Below are 16100 nucleotides of genomic sequence, written 5' to 3'. Positions count from 1 at the left end.
CCCGGACACCTCAGTGATCCCACCCGAACCGCACAGACATGATGAGGGACTTCCGGGCTTCATCGACCAGGCGCCCGACCTCCGAGCCGGCCTCGCAATGGTCTGATACAGATACGGAGAAACGGTCGCCGCGTCGCAGGTCTCGGTGGCCCGTGGCCACAACGCGCCCGCCCAGTCCGCGGTCTCCCAGCGCAGCAGGTCGCCGGGCCGGCAGCCGAGGGCTTCGCAGAGTGCGGCGAGGGTGGTGAAGCGGACGGCCTTGGCGCGGCCGTTCTTCAGCACGCCAGGTTGACGGGTGTGATGCCGACGCGTTCGGCGAGTCCGCCCACGGACATCTTCCGCTTGGCGAGCATGACGTCGATGCCGACGGTGATCGGCATCAGATCACCTCGTTCAGCTCGGCCTGCATCTGCGCCGCCTCGGTGCCGCGAGCATCGTTGGGCGGCGCTCCTGCCGCTCTTTGATCCATGCCACACGTTCCTGTCAGGAATCGGGGCGCCGTTCCGCTCAACTCACGGGGAGCAAGCGAACCACAGGAGCAGCACATGAAGCACCGCATCGTCGTCCTCGGCGCCGGCTATGCCGGGGCCTACGTGGCCGGGAACCTGGCCCGTCGGCTGTCCCCGGCGGACACCGAGATCACCGTGGTCAACGCTGAGCCGGACTTCGTCGAGCGGCTGCGGCTGCACCAGCTCGCGGCCGGCCAGGAGATCGAGGCTCGGAAGCTCGCCGACGTCTTCGCGGGCACGGGGATGCGGCTGCGCCTGGCCCGTGTCACCGCCGTCGACCCCGGGCGCCAGGTCGTCGCAGTGGCCGACGGCGGCGGCGAGCTCGGCTACGACACGCTTTGCTACGCGCTCGGCAGCCACGTCGCCGACCGCGGCGTCCCCGGCGTGGCCGAGCACGCCTTTGACGTCACCGGCCGGCCCTCGGCGCTGCGCCTGCGCGAGCGCCTGGACAGCCTGGGCAGGCGGGGCGAAGGCGGGAGTGTGCTGGTCGTCGGCGACGGGTTGACCGGCATCGAGACCGCCACCGAGATCGCCGAATCCCGGCCCGGCCTGTCGGTGGCGCTGGTCGCCCGCGGCGAGCTGGGCGCCCGGCTCTCCGCCGGAGCCCGCAGCCACCTGCGCCAGGCCTGCGGCCGGCTGGGCATCACCGTCCTGGAGCACACCAGCGTCGAAGCCGTCGAAGCGACGCGGGTGCTGTGCGCCGACGGCACCGCCCTGGCGTCCGACGCAACCGTGTGGACGGCCGGGTTCGCGGTCACCCCCATCGCCGCCGCCAGCGGGCTGGAGGTCACCGAGAACGGTCAGATCGTCGTCGATCGCACCATGCAGTCGGTCTCGCACCCGAACGTCTACGCCGCCGGCGACAGCGTCTACGCCATCGGCGACAACGGCCGGCCGCTGCCGATGTCCTGCGCTTCGGCCGGCTACACCGGCCGGCAGGCCATGGAGGCGATCGTGGGACGCCTGACCGGCCACAAGATTGCGAACACCAAGCTGGTCTACCTGGGCAACCACATCAGCCTCGGGCGGCGGGACGGGATCCTGCAGATGGTCGACGACGAAGCGCAGGCAAAGCCGAAGCATGTGGGCGGCCAGAAGGCCGCGCGGGTCAAGGCGGGCATCGTCAAGCTCTCGCTGTGGGGCATCTCGCACCCGACCTTCGGCCTGCCCAAGCGCAAGCGCCGCCTGGCCGCCGCACCGGATGCGTCCGCCGAGAAGGCGGTCGCGTAGCCGCCTGGTGCTGGATTCCTCAAACGGTGTACACATATCGGCGCCGTAGCACGCGGGTCGGTGGTGCGGCTCTTCCCCGTATCCAGGGCCGGGCGCGAGCGTTGAGCTGGGATGTCGCGAGGCGTGCGGCTTGGTCGATCTCGGGTGGCCCGGCGAAGGACTGGCCTGCGAGGGCGGCCTTGCGCAAGATGCGCCACCAGCCCTCCTGGAGGCTGAGCCAGCAGGCACCGACGGGAACGAAGACGTGCCGGATCCTGGGATGCTCCTGAAGCCAAGACCTGGCTGCGGCCGATCTCGATGCCCAGCCGTCTGGCGTCGGCGGCCGGCGCATCCAGGGTCCACTCCGGCGGCCTGGACTCATCCGCCGCGGCCAGTTCTCCATCGGCCTGCACCATCAGCCAGCCTGGAGGCGACTGCCTGACCAGGCCAGTACTTCTTGAGCGTTCCGCCTCGGTGATCCGCCGTTTGCGGCCCTGTCCACCCAGGTCCTCCAGCCCGTTCAGGCCCAGGCGGCTGAAGCGGTGCAACCAGCGGCGGACCGTCTTGGGGCTGCACCTGAGCTCATCCGCGATGGTCGGCACTCGCTGCCCGGACCAGCTCAGCTCGACCATCCCTGCCCGCACTACCAGATCACGCGCCGCCTTAGGCGCTCGCGACAGTCGACGCACGACCCGTTTCTTCGTCCTCGTCACGGCTCGGCCGTGCCCGCAGCACCACCGTCCAGCACCCGCCCCCCGAGCAACCGACACACCCCGCCACCAGCACATATACCCAGCGAAAGAGGAATTCAGCACTAGGGTGGCCCGCGTGAACAGCACCGCCACTGATCGCTTCGACACCAGTCGGTTCGAGGCCAGCCGGAACCGGCTGGCCTCGCTGGCGTACCGGCTGCTGGGCTCCGCCGCAGACGCCGAAGACGCCGTGCAGGATGCGTTCCTGCACTGGCAGGCCGCCGACCGGCAGCGGATCAAGGTGCCGGAAGCATGGCTGACCAAGGTCGTCACCAACCTGTGCCTCGACCGGCTCCGCTCGGCACAAGCCCGCCGCGAACGCACCGTCGGCGCCTGGCTGCCCGAACCGCTCCTCGACGGCGACCCGATGCTCGGCCCGGCCGACACTTTCGAGCAGCGCGAATCGGTCTCCCTGGCCGTGCTGACTCTCATGGAGCGCCTGTCACCCCTCGAGCGGGCCGTCTATCTCCTGCGCGAAGCGTTCTCCTACAGCCACGCCGAGATCGCCGAGATCCTCGACATCACCGAGTCCGGAAGCCAGCAGCACCTCCACCGGGCCCGGCGCCGCATCACCGCCGCGCGCCGCCGCGACGGCGAAGTCGACCCGGCATCCGCCCGCAGGATCGTCGAAGAATTCCTCGCCGCTGCCTCCTCGGGCCGCACCGAACGGCTGGTGGCGCTGCTCACCGACGACGCGACCGCGATCTCCGACGGCGCCGGCCTGACCGAGACGCTGCTGCAGTACGACACTCCGCAGCGCATCGCCGCCGTCGCACAGGCTGGCTTCAAACCCACACCCGCGAAACGGCGACTTCTCGGCGGCACGCCCGCCATCCACTACGCGCTCGTCAACGGCGCCCCCGCCATCCTCTTCGTGCTCGGCGACCAGGTCGTCGGCGCCGTGGCGTTCGACATCACCAACGGCAAGATCGCAACCGTGCGCGGCATCGCCGCCCCCACCCGCCTCGCCCGCCTCAACGAAGCCTGGCGGCAGCACGAACCGGACACGCCGCTCATCACCCAGTGGTGACCCGACGCCGGCCGCGGCCGGGCGCAGCGCCCGCGCTGCAGCCCACCGCGGCCGCTGCCTTCAGAAAGCCGCGGTGAGACCACTGTGCGGGGCCGGGAGGTTCCGGCAGCACGGGTGCACGGTGTCGCAGACGGCCGACGAGAGAGTCTCATTCACGGGTACCGGCTCCCGTACGGCCGATGACGAACGGCGCCGGTTTCACCGAGGCCACGCACCCGGTGTCGGGGTCCTCGGGGTCGTCGTAGAAGGAGGTGATCACCTGTGCCGCGCACGGATTGATGAACGTCCCGTGGGCGAGACCGGCCAGGGTCACCACCGTGGAGCGGGAAAGCGTCCGGGCAGCGTAGCGCCCCCACCCAGCCCCGGTCTGGGCGTCGAAACTTCCGGAGACGGCCAGGGTTGGGATGCTGCTCCGCGTGATCGCACGAACGGCGGCGGGTGCCTTCGGGACGTCCCAGGCCTGGCACGCCTGGCGCAGGAACGCCAGCTGGGGCGGCTGGGCCAGGACGGAGTGGGGGACGCCGGGAAAGGCGCGCAGCCCGTGGGCAAGCTGTTCGCGGGGGGTCTCGTACGGAACCCATTCGCTGCACCACACGCTCAGCGACAACCCGTGAGCGAACACCCCTTCCGTGCCAGGAAGACGCATGGCCGCCCACTGCTCGGCGATGCGCCGGGGGCGGCCGTGGGCCAACTCATCGACGGCCAACGGGAAGACGGCGGCTTCGTGACTGGCACGGACCATCCAGTTCAGCAGCGCCCCACCGTCGAGCACTACCTTCACCATCCCGGCCTGCGCCACCGTCACGTTCGTGGTGACCGGATGGGCCTCCAGCTGACGCACCAGGCGCAGGAAGGTGGCACCGAGGTTCGGGTAGCGCTGCCGGCAAGAGGACTGGGCCGCGCAGGACTTCAGGATGTTGTCGAACGACTCCTTCACGCTGCTCCACGTCCACCCGGGCGTCGCCACGGACGGCGGTACGACGCCGTCGAGGGTCACGGAGCGGATTCCTTCCGGAAACATGCGCATGTAGGTGAGCGCCAATTCCGTCCCGTAGGAATGCGAAAAGACATTCCACCGTCGGATTCCCAGTGCCCTGCGCAGATCCGCCACGTCGGCGGCACTCTCGCTGGTGTTGTAAGCCGCGACGTCGACTCCCTGGGCTGTCAGGCGATCGCGGCACCGGGCCGCCGCCTGGGCATAGCTGCGCCCGGTGGAGGGAGCGTCATAGAGCAGGTGGACGCGCTGCCGGTAGAACCGGTCGATCTCAGGACACGTCAGCGCCGGCTGGGACGAGAGCGTCCCGCGCTGGGACATGACGACCAGATCGCGGTCACGGTTCAGATGGGCCTCGGTGAGTTGCGGAATGTCCCCGATGGCGTCCGCGCCGGGTCCGCCGGCGAAGAACACGATCGGATCGGGGTGTGGCCTCGGCGACACCGAGGGGACGATCGCAACGGCCAGGCGAAGGTTCCGCGTGAAGGGGCGGGCCCGGTTTTCCGGTACGACGAGGAACCCGCAGCGGGCGTCCGCCAATTCTTCGGGCCTGGTCGGGCACGGAGCGGGCACGAACCGCGACGACGGCCGCGGCTGCGCGGTCGGGCTCTGGGGAAGGGCGAGCACGGTTCCGGGAAAGATCCAGTGGCCCCGGCCACTGGAGGCGTATCCGTGCCGACGGGCCTCGTCCTCGAGGGTCTGCCGGTTGAGGGTGAAGACGCGGTCCCACCGCAGTGCGTTGCCGAGGGTCTGCTGGGCGATGTCCCACAACGTGTCCCCGGAGGCGACGGTGTGCGTGGCAGGCTTCGAGCTTGCGGGCGTGGACTCACCGGCCGTCTGTCCCGGCGACAGATCAGGCTGTGGGCGGCTGCTGGGCGGGGGGCCGCCCTCCCGGTCTGCGGGCTTCTGGCGGGGGGCGGCCGCACCGGACGTACCGTGGGCCGGGGCTGCGCACAGCACCGTCAGACTGGTCAGGCACATGGCGGCTGCGGCAGCTGTGCGGGCCGTGTGCCTGTTGCGTATAGGCATGTCGTCCCTTCAAATCGGTACCGGTGGCGACACACACCCGGCACCGATCGAGCTCGTCACCGCCTGGTTGGACGGTCGTCAGACGCCATGCTGCAAAGGCCGCACGTGCACCGCACTCCGACACGTCCAATGGGGTCATGCACGGACCCGCCACCTGGGCGTGTCAATACGCTGAACCGGGCCTTGTAGTCACCGGCCTGCTCCACCGACGTCGAGCACCAGGCACTGGAGCCCGGCCGGTTCGAGGGCTTCGACCTCCCACTGGACCGGACTGTCGATATCGAAGGCCCGGCGCAGGGCAAAGGCCGGCCAGTGCGGGTCGTCCCGCTTCCCCTCGGCTGCGGGCAGTTCGAAGGCCAGGGTCTGCTCGCGGGTGAGAAGCACCCGCTCCATCGGAACGCCGTTGACTGCCGGTAAGAAGGCGGCCCCCCGCTGCCAACGGGGCGGGGGGCCGCCTTCTGTGCTCAGCGCCACTCTCCCGGCAGGGGGGGCAGAGGGAGAGGCGCTGCGCGCTACCTGTTGGCTGGGCCGTCCGGGTCATCGCTCGCCGGGGGCAGCGGGCGATGGCCCTCGCTGTGACCGTTCACCCAGCCGCACAGGGGGCACGCGTACCGGCCGTCAAGACCGGCGATTCGAGTGCCGCACTGGCGACAATCAGTTTCCGTGATCTCGGTCGGTGCGGGTTCCGGAAGCTGGGCCATGCTGCGCAGGCTACCGGCCCCGAAGCCATGCCGTTTTGCCATCCGCAGTTGCCGCACAGCCAGCCTCCCGTCGGGCCCTGCTGGGCAGACGCCCCGCAGTGTGGACACTGCATCTGGCTACCTCCCCTACTCCGGCTCGCGCCGCGCCGCGCACGAAACCGACCGAGCGACTGATGGTGATGATCAGCAGTACGCCTGTGAAGCGGGCGGCGGTGTCGTAGAAGTGCCTCACCGTTGGGCCTCCGCGCTCGAAGCAGGCCGCGACGGGCGTGCCGAGGCGGCCTTGAGCCTCAGCGTCCGGTTCGTTTCCAGAGTCTCGCGCTCCCGCCGACCGGCCTGACGACCGTGATACTTCGACGCCCACCACGTCAGCCCCGAAGGCCGGACGAACTCCAGGTCGTCACCATCGATGGCATTCACTTCGCCAACCCGGCATCGGATGCCGTCACTTACGACGTCGCCCACGCGGAAGGGCCACTCCGGGCGCTTTCGGGGTCTGTCTCCGTCTTGGCCGTGCCGGCATCGTGCCGCCCGTCCTGGCTGCGGCTCAGCACCTGGTCCAGGTCCTCCCACGTGCGGGCGCCACGACCGTGAATCGGACCCTGCACAGCTCGCCTCGGCCTGCTGGGCGGCACTCCACGTGCGGCTCGACCACCGGCCGAAGAGCGGTTCCTGACTGCTTGCGAGTGAACGATGGAGCTTCCCACTCGCGTCGAGCCCATCCGGTCGATCATTCCCGTTATGGTTGGCTCCCATGCCGCTGAGCTTTGCCTTTGTGAATCTTAAGCCTGGTGTCGGCAAGACGACCAGTGCCGTATGGCTGGCCCACGCGCTTCACGAGTCGGGCTACTCGCCGCTTCTGGTCGACGGCGACCCAGCCGCCTCCGCACTGCGCTGGAGCGAATTGGCCGACGGCTTTCCGTTTCCCGTCATCGCCTTGCCGGTGGGTGACGTGCACCGCCGCGTGAACGACTTCCTGGGCAATCGGCAGGCTGTGGTGCTCGATGCGCCGCAGTTGGAGGACCATCCTCGCATCGCCCGCAGCATCATGAGGTACGCGAGTGCGTGGATCGTCCCGGTGACGCCCGCTCCCATCGAACTGGACCGGATGGCACCCATCCGCTCCGAGATGGACGACGTCCAGTCCCTGCGCGCCGAGCCGGCCCGCACTGCCGTCCTGCTGAACCGGACCAATCGTCCCGACGCCACACGCACCGGCCCCGATGCCGACGCTCGTGAGGCGCTCACCGAGTGGGGGTTCCTGGTGCTGGACACCCAGATCGCGCGGCTCGAGTTGTACGCCCAGTCGTTCGGAAGTCCGGTGCTGGCCAAAGGGTCGGCGTACATGGACCTCGCCGATGAACTCATCAAGCGTCAGGAAGAGGCATGAAGGAGCGCAAGGACAGGTACCGCGCGGCATTGCAGCGCGGAAGGGACATCGCCGCCCCGTCCTCCAAAATCATCACGCTGAACATCAGATACGTCCGGATGACCATCGAAGTGGACCCGGACCTGCAGCGAGACCTGACGCGATGGGCCAGTCTGCCGGTCTCAGCGCTGGTACTCGCCGGCACGACCGTTCTGCGCACCTTGACCGGCAGCGCCGCAGCCGTGCCCCGGTCCATGGGCGGCGCCCGACCTACGGGGCCGTAGAGGCCCAGGGCGTCGTACGGCGCCCGAAGGGGCAGCGGCAGGCGCTTCAGTGGTTGCCCTTGCAGGCTGGCGCAAGAAGCTCCTTGTCCGTTGCGACAGTGCCAACTGCCGCCCGGAGCAAGGGAGCTTCGTGGTCACCCATCGTGCCGCCCTCGCCGTCCCCGATGCGCTGGTTTCCTGGCTGGAGGAGCTGATGGGCACCTGAAGGTGTGAGACCGCGAGCCCTGGCGGAAGCTGACCTCGCACGCGCAGGCGGCGATGTTGCCGGACGTACGACGACACGACCGACTCGGCGGCACCCTTCACGACTACTACCAGCCTGCCCCTTGACTTGCGCGGACGGGGTTCTCGGCAGGCACAGGCCGGCTCCGTGACTTCGCGTGACCAACAATGACAAGAGCAGCCGCCACGATCACCAGGTTCTTGAGAATGTACTGGCCTTCAAGGGTGCCGATGCAGAAAGACTCCCAGGTTTCTTTCGGGAAGATGAAAAGAGGAGTGAACGTTCCCGCCATGTGCCCGAGAAGTATCATGGTCGTCAGAGGAATTGCCTTCCCGCTGATCAAAAGTACCCCGATCAAGGCTTCCAGTGCGCCGGTCAGGACGGAAGCAACCGTTCCCTCGATGATCCCGAACGTCAGTCTCTCCACGGTTTCCACCGCCAACGCTTCCGCCGGGCTGACCCCCGGGAAAAACTTGGGTACTCCGAACCACAGGAAGATGACTCCTATGGATATTCGGAGTGCCGTGATCCCGAACAATGCACCGAGACTCTCAAGGAAGCGAGCGACCTGTCCATAGACGCGCATGGGCCTGACTCCCCGCATGATCTCATTTCCGGCTGATTTCCCCGAAGGTTTCATGTCCTGCTTAAGGCTTGGTGGAGATACGGCAGGGGCGGCACCGTCAGGCTGGGATCACGGTCTCCTACGAGACGGTACGGGGGCCTGGTGCGCCAAGTCCGGCCAGGCGTATGCCGACCAGCTGCGCCGCCGGCGTCCCGGCCCGGGGACAACTCGAACAGCTCGTCGTGGCCATCACGCTCGGCGCGAGGAACCTGTCCGAGGCCGAGCAACTCCAGCTGCACCACCGGGCATTGTTCGGCACGGACGGCACAGGGCGGACTCGCCGTCAACGTCATCGAGTGCTGAGAACGGAACACGGCGACTGGGCCGGCTCTGCGGAGGGCTTCGGTCGGGCGCTGCCCCGCGCCGGACCGAAGCCGTCCCGAGCCGGGCTCAGCTGCCGATGCTCTGCGGGTGCCGGAAGAAGTCCGGCGCGTCGTACCGGCGCTTGACCGAAACCAGCCGGGAGTAGTTCTCGGCGTAGTACGCCTGCCGCCAGTCCCCCAGGTCCGGGTTGGGAAAGTTGAGGTACGACTCGCCGCTTGAGAGCGGGTCGATGACATTGAAGGCGTGGGTGGGCCACACCATGGCGGCCTCGGCCTCCTCCGCGGGCGGCTGCCCGTCGGACAACAGGGTCGCGCAGGCCACGAAGAACTCCGCGCCGCGGTGCACATACGCGGTCTGTGCGCGGGGGACCTCATTGGCGACTCCGCCAAGTGCCGTGAAGTACAGGTACGTGATGTGGCCTGGCCTGCGGCTGGCTTCGAAGGCGGCGAGCAGGTCGGCCACCCCGGAGCTGCCCGTGGGACGGTCGAGCAGCCGGGTCCGCTCCCTGAGGAAGGGAGTGCGCCGGATCTTGGCGTCCGGGTTCGAGCCGACGCGGTGGCACTCCTGCACCGTGAACTGCTCGCAGCCGTAGAGGGCCTTCATCGCGTCGGCGTACGCAAGCTCCTGGACGTTACGGAGACCGGGCGTGGCACCCGCCTCGGCGGCCAGTTCGTTCAGGGCCTGCTCAAACTCCGACAGCGGCCCGTGGTAGGCGCCGTGGATCCTGATAATCGGCACTTTGCCCGGGGCGCCGTCGGACAGGAGCACGGTCAGGGTCGAACCCAGGTTGTTCGAGCCGCTGGAGCACCACTCCTGCCAGGCCGTGATGATCTCCTGGGCCTTGTCCCACGGCCACAAGGTGTCGAAGGACACCATGCGAGGGGCCGATACCGGACGTACCTCGAAGTCGACGGCCACGCCGAAGTTGCCGCCGCCACCACCGCGTATGGCCCAGAAGAGGTCGGAGTGCATCCCCTCGGAGGCGCGCACGATCCGACCGTTCGAGAGGACCATCCGAGCCGAAACGAGTCGGTCACTCGCGACCCCGAACTTCCGTACCTGAAAGCCGATGCCCCCGCCCGAGATATAGCCGCCCTGGCGGATGGTGGCGCATGTGCCCGTGACTATCTGCCTGTTGTAGGGCTTGAGCGTGGCCAGCGCGTCGATGCTCTGCACCCCGGGGCCGAGCCGCACCGTGTGGTGGCCGACCGAGACACGGTTCAGCCGGGAGACGTCGAGGATCATGCCCTGGCCGGTGGACCAGCCGGCCAGGCTGTGGCCGCCGCTGCGGGTGTGTACCGCGATGTCGTTGTCACCGGCGAACTTGATGGCCGTACTCACGTCCCGGGGAGTCTCGCAGTAGACGATTCCCTGCGGTTTTACGCTGTCGAGCTCCACCAGAACGCCTTGCTTGGCAGAGGCGTAAGCCTGGTCGGAGGGCAGCACCACATCTCCCTCCAGATGCCTGCGCAGCTGCCCCCACTTGTCTTCACTTCCGTATGCCGACCTCACTGATGACCCGACAGCGGCAGCCGCGAGCGCCATGCTGCCACCACCGCGAAGAAGGGATCGTCTACTCAGCATCGTTCCTCCAGGACCAGAGACCAGAACTGACAGGTGGCGCGGGTCATTCACTGGGAGCCCAGAGCTCGTAACACGATCACGCTCGGGTCTTCTTGAGGCGTCTCCAGCAGATGAGGCCGCAGGCGAGGGAGACGAGGGCGTCGTGCAGGTCGAGGCGTCTTACCCAGCGGACGGCCAGGCGTTTGAAGTGGTGCAGGAGCGAGAAGGTCCGCTCGAGGAGGAGTTCCGCGGCGCGTTCGACGTTGGGGAGGTCGGGGCAGCGCCACCCGAGAAGCCGCACGCGGAACTCATTGACGTGCTCCCTGCCCTAAAGTCCAGGGATTCCGGCCTGGGTCGTCTGACCCTTCCGGGGGCTTCCTGCTTCAACGCGCTGTGCGGGCACGTGTGCCCGTCTTACCGGCACTCCACAGGCGTTTAGCGTCTCCACTCGTCCGGTGGCGACGATTCGGCGTCCTTCGAAGAGGACGTTGCGTGCTGCGTTGTGGTCGCGGTCGTGCATGGTGCCGCACTCGCCGCACGTCCACTCCCGGACGTGCAGGGGCTTGGGGCCGTCCCGGAATCCGCAGGCCGAGCAGACCTGAGAGGACGGGAAGGCCCGGTCCACCTTGGCGAAGGTGCGGCCGTGCTTGACTGCCTTGTACTCCAGCATGCCGACGAACGCGGACCATCCCGCGTCGTACACGGACTTGGCGAGCCGGGTGCGCCCGAGGCCAGACACCGCGAGGTCTTCCACGTACACCGCTTGGTTGTCGCGAATGATTTGTGTGGATGCCTTGTGGTGCCAGTCCCGGCGCCGGTTGGCCACCTTGGCGTGCTGGCGTGCGACCTTGAGGCGGGCCTTGGCCCGGTTCTTCGATCCCTTGGCCTTGCGGGACAGCTCCTGCTGAAGGCGTTTGAGCTTCTTCTCGGCCCGGCGCAGGAAGCGGGGGCTGTCGATCTTGCTGCCGTCGGACAGGACGGCGAAGGCGGACAGGCCGAGGTCGAGACCGGCGTCGGTCTCCAGGCCGGGGAGGATGTCCGGCTCGGTGTCCACGACGAAGCTGAGGAAGTATCGGCCGGAGCTGTCTTTGGTGACGGTCAGGGACGTGGGTGCGGCCGGTAGCCGGCGGGACCACTTGACTTTGAGGCTGCCGACCTTGGCCACGTACACCGTGCCGTTCGCCTGGAGGGAGAAGGCATTGGTGTTGAGGCGGATCGACTGCCGGGTGTCCTTCTTCGATTTGTACCGGGGCGGCCCGGCCTTCCGGCCCTGCCGCTTGCCCTTGAGACTGTCGAAGAAGTTCTTGTAGGCGGTGTCCAGGTCCCGCAGAGACTGTTGCAGGACGACCGCCGACACGTCGGCGAGCCAGGCCCGTTCCTCGGTGCGCTTGGCCTGGGTGATGCGAAGCCGGGACAAGTCCGCCGACTTCACATACGGCAGTCCTGCCGCGTGCGCTTCCTTGCGGTCGCGCAGGCAGTCGTTCCACACCACGCGGGCGCACCCGAACGCGCTCGCCAGCGTACGGCGCTGGGTGGCGTCCGGGTAGGCCCGGTAGTTGTAGCGGAGCTGCACAAAAGGATCCTACTACGATTGGTCTCATGGATGAGCAGAACGACTACAGGCGTGGCAGACACGTCGTTTCAGCGATGCATGTGCATTTGGTCTTCGTGACGAAGTACCGGCGTGGGGTGTTCAACGACGAGATCCTGACACGCTGCGAAGAGATCATGCGCAAGGTCTGTGAGGACTTCGAGGCAGAGCTGAAGGAGTTCAACGGCGAACGCGATCACGTCCACCTCCTGGTGCACTACCCGCCCAAGGTCGCCGTCTCGAAGCTGGTCAACAGCCTCAAGGGCGTCTCCGCCCGCCGGATACGGCAGGAGTTCACCGGCCGGATCAACCGCGCCATCATGCACGGGCACCTCTGGTCGCCTTCATACTTCTCGGCATCCTGCGGCGGAGCACCGTTGGCGATCGTCCGCCAGTACATCGAGCAGCAAAAACGTCCGCTCTAAGGCGCACGTCAGAGCAGCCCTGAGATGCATTCATCCCCGGCGTGAACGCCGGGGCGTTCTGCAAGAGTCCCGGTAACGAGAAAGCTCGGATGAGGGGTTCGCGAAGTCCGTTGCTTGAAGTCCTGCGAGCGTCCGGACGGTACCGCGCCATACACCTGACATCGAACCGGTCTCGCCTGCACGGGCTGGTGAACGTGGCGCTCAATTCACGGCCACGCGACGGATTTTGGGCAGGAAAGGCGTGCCGGAATCGTGACACGGCCGGCATCCCCGCACAAGGGCCACCTCGAAGTGATGTGGATCACGTCAGGCTGTCAGCAAGAGTGCTCAGTGAGCCCGGTTCGCCTCGCGATGGACGGCATGGGTCTCGGCCGTACGATCCGCGTGCCCGAACTTGTCCGGGCTGACGACGAGGTGGATTTCCTTGATCCGTCCTTCGGTGAAGTCGAGTGCCGTGACTCCTCCCCCGGCTGAAGCCGGGGGCTTCTCGCTATGCCGGGTGGGCGTCGCGACGGACCAGCCCGGCCCGTAATACGTTGGTGGCTCCCACTGTGTCGGCCTGCGCGGTATGGCCGCAGGCGACGCAGTGGAACTTCTCCTGTGTGGGCCGGTTCTCCTCCGCGGTGTGCCCGCATTCGGGGCAGGTGCGGGAGGTGTTGCGGGGGTCCACGGCGATCACTTCCCGTCCGGCGCTTTCAGCCTTGGCATGCAGGATCGTCAGGAACACCCCCCAACCGGCATCAGCGATCGAACGGTTCAGCCCGGCCTTCGCCGCTGCCCCGTTGGGCAAGAACGCGCCTGACTGATCGGGGTCGGGCTTTGGTGCGGGGGCCCTGTTCATGTTGCGGATCTTGAGGTCTTCGTGCGCGATGAAGTCGTGCGCACGGACCAGGCCCAGGGCGGTCTTGTGTGCGTGGTCGAGCCGCTGACGCCGGACCTTGCCATGCAGCTCGGCGACCTTCTCCACGGCGCGCTGGTGGTTGGCGGTGCGGTCCTTGGCCTTACGGCGCGGAAACCGGGACAGGGCCTGCTGCGCGGCTTCGAGCTCGCGGGGTCATGCGGCGGCGCACCGCTGAGCACTGTCAGGGACTACATCGACAACCAGAAGCGGCCAGCCTGACCATCACCCCGCAGACGCAGGGAACTCCGGCGCTTCGCGCCTCCGGACCGAGGATCGCTTTCCCGCCCGGCCTGAAGGCCGGGGTTCCCGGCGAAGATCAAGGGATGGAATGTCGAGCTCAGTTGCAGCACGGCTCCAGGTCGAGCCGTCGCACCGGGACACTGTCGCTCTCCCGAACCTGTTTCAGCGGATTTTCCACTGAGCAATCTGGGCGATGACACCGCCTGGCGCTTCCCTGCACTCTGGTCTTGAAGCGTGTTCTGCGTGCGTGGAGGGGGTCTTCACGCGAATTGCTGGTGCGGCCGCATCGGAACTGGAAGGTCTTATATGTCGTCCAATCTCTTAGGGTTTTCTGGCGATTTCGACGTCATCGTCATCGGTGGCGGACCCGCCGGTGCGACTACAGCCGCGCTGCTCTCCAAGCGCGGACACCGTGTTCTCGTGCTCGACCGTGAGCGATTCCCCCGGTATCACGTCGGCGAGTCGCTCATTCCTGGCGTGATGGTTCCCATGGAGGAGCTCGGCCTGAAGGAGCGCATGGAGGCCAAGGGGTTCGAGCGTAAGTACGGCGGCACTCTGGTCTGGGGCAACAACGAGGTTCCGTGGAACTTCTCGTTCACCACGGGCGGTCGTATTCCCTACGCCTTCCACACGCGCCGTGCCGACCTGGACGCGCTGATTCTGGACCGGGCCCGTGAGCTGGGTGCCTTCGTCGTGGAGGACGCGACGGTGAAGGAGGCCATCGAGGAGGACGGTCGTGTCGTCGGCATCCGCTACGTGCTGCGCGGCCTCAACGGGACCCAGGAGGCCCGGGCCCGCCTGGTCGTCGACGCCTCCGGGCAGGCCCGTGTGCTGGGCCGGAAGTACTCCGAGATCAACTGGAACGAGCAGCTGCGCAACGTCGCAGTGTGGACGTACTTCGACAACTGCCACCGCCTGCCGGGCGACGAGTGGAGCAACATCCTCATCGAGGGCACCCAGGACGGCTGGTTCTGGGGCATCCCGATCGACAAGGGCGTCTTCAGCGTCGGTTACGTGACCCGTTCGGAGCTGGCGACCGAGTCCGACAAGTCTCTCGAGGACCTCTTCGAGTCCGAGATCGCCCAGACCACCAAGCTGAAGGATCTCCTCCGGGACGCGACCCAGGCCGCAGGCTACCGCTCCGCGCGCGACTGGTCGTACACCAACGAGCACTTCCACGGAAACGGCTGGGTCCTGGTCGGCGACGCCGCCGCATTCGTCGACCCGCTGTTCTCCACCGGTGTCGCGCTCGCGACCCTGGCGGCCAGCACGCTGTCCAAGGTCATCGACCAGATACTCCAGCACCCGGAGATCGAGGAGAAGGCGCTCGACCGGTACTCCACGGCGTACCAGGACTTCTTCCACGACATCCGCCAGTTCGTCGAGGGGTTCTACGACCGCTCGAAGACCAAGGGCTTCTACTTCAACATGGCCCAGGACATGATCGACCCCGATAAGCAGAACGACGCCGAGGTCGACTTCGTCAAGCTGATCTCCGGGCTCAGCGGTCGGCAGGGCGGTCTGTTCGAGCTCAACGTCGACGACCTCATCGATGAGGCCGCCTCGGCTCCGGCCACCGCCGGGGACTGACGCCGGGCAGCAGCAGGACGCAGCTCCTGGTGGTTGCGGGATCTCGGCCCGGATCCCCTCCACCAGGAGCTGCGACGTTCCACCGGAATGAGCTGGGGGCGGAGGTGTTCAGCCCGCCCGGCCAGGTGCTGTCACGGGCCTGCTCGTGGTTCGTGGACGGCGACCTCATCGGCGTCGGTGCGACCGGCTCGGCGGCACGCTTCACGATGATTCCTATGGATATTCGGGAGAAACGGCGGTGTAAAGACCTTCCATGCCTGTGCTGGTCATGCGTCCTCCAGTTTCCATCCGAGCTGAGTCTTGTGAATCAGGCCGTCGGCCGGATATTTGTTTTCATCTCACTCCCCAGTCGTCCGTTCGTTGACGATCCGACGAATGACCGGTTGACGGCCACATTGTCAGAGATCAGGGCCGGCGGGCATGAGGGGTCCCATTTTTCCACCCCGTGCAGTGCCGGCGCGAGGCACTGCGTGCGTCAAGGAGACCCCCTATTGCTAGTCCATTTCAAGTGATCCTCTAGCGGCGGCTGCTAAAGTTTCGACGAATTTCGTGCGAAAGAATTAGCGACGCCGACTGCTTGGAGTTATTGATGTCCGGGGGCATTATGGCGGAAGAGATCTATTCGGCCATCAAGGAATCGGCCCAGCTGGTCGATGCACCCTTTTCGCGTGACAAGGTGTGGCCGGTCCTGTCCGCATTCGAGGGTGGGTTCTCGGACGCCGGCGGGGTCATCTTCAGCCT

Annotated in this window: 14 protein-coding genes and 3 pseudogenes; 8 read left to right on the top strand and 9 right to left on the bottom strand. The window is 67.3% G+C overall.

Annotated features, from left to right (window positions below):
- Positions 1-168: 168 nt before the first annotated feature.
- Positions 169-380, bottom strand: a pseudogene (locus tag ACFYWY_RS36350) (helix-turn-helix domain-containing protein); the annotation flags it as partial.
- Between the two features lie 165 nt (positions 381-545).
- On the opposite strand from ACFYWY_RS36350, the gene ACFYWY_RS36345 reads away from it, so the two are divergent.
- Positions 546-1739, top strand: coding sequence for an NAD(P)/FAD-dependent oxidoreductase (locus ACFYWY_RS36345; RefSeq protein WP_389195198.1), 1194 nt, complete (start codon positions 546-548; stop codon positions 1737-1739).
- Positions 1740-2239: 500 nt separating this feature from the next.
- On the opposite strand, the pseudogene ACFYWY_RS36340 reads toward ACFYWY_RS36345, so the two are convergent.
- Positions 2240-2350 (bottom strand): annotated as a pseudogene (locus ACFYWY_RS36340) (helix-turn-helix domain-containing protein); the annotation flags it as partial.
- A gap of 196 nt (positions 2351-2546) precedes the next feature.
- Between ACFYWY_RS36340 and ACFYWY_RS36335 the strand changes: the two are divergent.
- Positions 2547-3500 (top strand): sigma-70 family RNA polymerase sigma factor, encoded by a 954-nt coding sequence (locus ACFYWY_RS36335; RefSeq protein WP_389195195.1) that lies wholly within the window; start codon positions 2547-2549, stop codon positions 3498-3500.
- A 148-nt stretch (positions 3501-3648) separates the two neighbouring features.
- On the opposite strand, the gene ACFYWY_RS36330 is transcribed toward ACFYWY_RS36335, so the two are convergent.
- Positions 3649-5523: an alpha/beta fold hydrolase gene (locus tag ACFYWY_RS36330; RefSeq protein ID WP_389195192.1), complete on the bottom strand. Its 1875-nt coding sequence runs from the start codon at positions 5521-5523 to the stop codon at positions 3649-3651.
- 189 nt (positions 5524-5712) lie between these two features.
- Positions 5713-5916 carry a hypothetical protein gene (locus tag ACFYWY_RS36325; RefSeq protein WP_389195189.1) on the bottom strand — a complete coding sequence of 68 codons (204 nt, stop codon included), beginning with the start codon at positions 5914-5916 and terminating at the stop codon, positions 5713-5715.
- Positions 5917-6999: 1083 nt separating this feature from the next.
- Between ACFYWY_RS36325 and ACFYWY_RS36320 the strand changes: the two genes are divergently transcribed.
- Genes ACFYWY_RS36320 through ACFYWY_RS36310 form a run of 3 tightly spaced genes read left to right on the top strand, consistent with a single transcriptional unit; the run spans position 7000 to position 8082 of the window.
- Positions 7000-7614 (top strand): AAA family ATPase, encoded by a 615-nt coding sequence (locus ACFYWY_RS36320; RefSeq protein ID WP_389195186.1) that lies wholly within the window; start codon positions 7000-7002, stop codon positions 7612-7614.
- The gene (locus ACFYWY_RS36315) at positions 7611-7877 is read left to right on the top strand and encodes a hypothetical protein (RefSeq protein ID WP_389195183.1); all 267 of its coding nucleotides are present in this window, start codon (positions 7611-7613) and stop codon (positions 7875-7877) included. Before ACFYWY_RS36320 ends, ACFYWY_RS36315 begins: the two co-directional genes overlap by 4 nt.
- A 49-nt stretch (positions 7878-7926) precedes the next feature.
- Positions 7927-8082 carry a hypothetical protein gene (locus ACFYWY_RS36310; RefSeq protein ID WP_389195180.1) on the top strand — a complete coding sequence of 52 codons (156 nt, stop codon included), beginning with the start codon at positions 7927-7929 and terminating at the stop codon, positions 8080-8082.
- 106 nt (positions 8083-8188) lie between these two features.
- Here the strand turns inward: ACFYWY_RS36310 and ACFYWY_RS36305 are convergent, their stop codons facing one another.
- The 4 genes from ACFYWY_RS36305 to ACFYWY_RS36290 all read right to left on the bottom strand — a co-directional run bounded on the left by ACFYWY_RS36305 (position 8189) and on the right by ACFYWY_RS36290 (position 12185).
- Positions 8189-8686, bottom strand: a complete 498-nt coding sequence (locus ACFYWY_RS36305) for a DoxX family membrane protein (protein WP_389195177.1) — start codon at positions 8684-8686, stop codon at positions 8189-8191.
- A gap of 429 nt (positions 8687-9115) precedes the next feature.
- Entirely contained in the window at positions 9116-10495 is a 1380-nt protein-coding gene (locus ACFYWY_RS36300; RefSeq protein WP_389195174.1) for an FAD-binding oxidoreductase, read from the bottom strand.
- 214 nt (positions 10496-10709) lie between these two features.
- Positions 10710-10913 (bottom strand): hypothetical protein, encoded by a 204-nt coding sequence (locus tag ACFYWY_RS36295; RefSeq protein ID WP_389195172.1) that lies wholly within the window; start codon positions 10911-10913, stop codon positions 10710-10712.
- Between the two features lie 27 nt (positions 10914-10940).
- The gene (locus tag ACFYWY_RS36290) at positions 10941-12185 is read right to left on the bottom strand and encodes an RNA-guided endonuclease InsQ/TnpB family protein (RefSeq protein WP_389195169.1); all 1245 of its coding nucleotides are present in this window, start codon (positions 12183-12185) and stop codon (positions 10941-10943) included.
- Between the two features lie 26 nt (positions 12186-12211).
- On the opposite strand from ACFYWY_RS36290, the gene tnpA reads away from it, so the two are divergent.
- Both tnpA and ACFYWY_RS36280 read left to right on the top strand, forming a co-directional pair.
- The gene (gene tnpA / locus ACFYWY_RS36285) at positions 12212-12628 is read left to right on the top strand and encodes an IS200/IS605 family transposase (RefSeq protein ID WP_389195166.1); all 417 of its coding nucleotides are present in this window, start codon (positions 12212-12214) and stop codon (positions 12626-12628) included.
- A 330-nt stretch (positions 12629-12958) separates the two neighbouring features.
- Positions 12959-13102: a hypothetical protein gene (locus ACFYWY_RS36280; RefSeq protein ID WP_389195163.1), complete on the top strand. Its 144-nt coding sequence runs from the start codon at positions 12959-12961 to the stop codon at positions 13100-13102.
- 16 nt (positions 13103-13118) lie between these two features.
- On the opposite strand, the pseudogene ACFYWY_RS36275 reads toward ACFYWY_RS36280, so the two are convergent.
- Positions 13119-13676: pseudogene (locus ACFYWY_RS36275) on the bottom strand (RNA-guided endonuclease InsQ/TnpB family protein); the annotation flags it as partial.
- A 399-nt stretch (positions 13677-14075) separates the two neighbouring features.
- Between ACFYWY_RS36275 and ACFYWY_RS36270 the strand changes: the two are divergent.
- Positions 14076-15359 carry an NAD(P)/FAD-dependent oxidoreductase gene (locus ACFYWY_RS36270; protein ID WP_389195160.1) on the top strand — a complete coding sequence of 428 codons (1284 nt, stop codon included), beginning with the start codon at positions 14076-14078 and terminating at the stop codon, positions 15357-15359.
- Positions 15360-16100 lie beyond the last annotated feature (741 nt).

The sequence above is a fragment of the Streptomyces sp. NPDC002870 genome (assembly GCF_042888505.1).
In the GTDB taxonomy this organism is placed as follows: domain Bacteria; phylum Actinomycetota; class Actinomycetes; order Streptomycetales; family Streptomycetaceae; genus Streptomyces.
The sequence above is the reverse complement of the archived record's forward strand: the minus strand, read 5'-3'. Positions and strand labels throughout refer to the sequence as shown.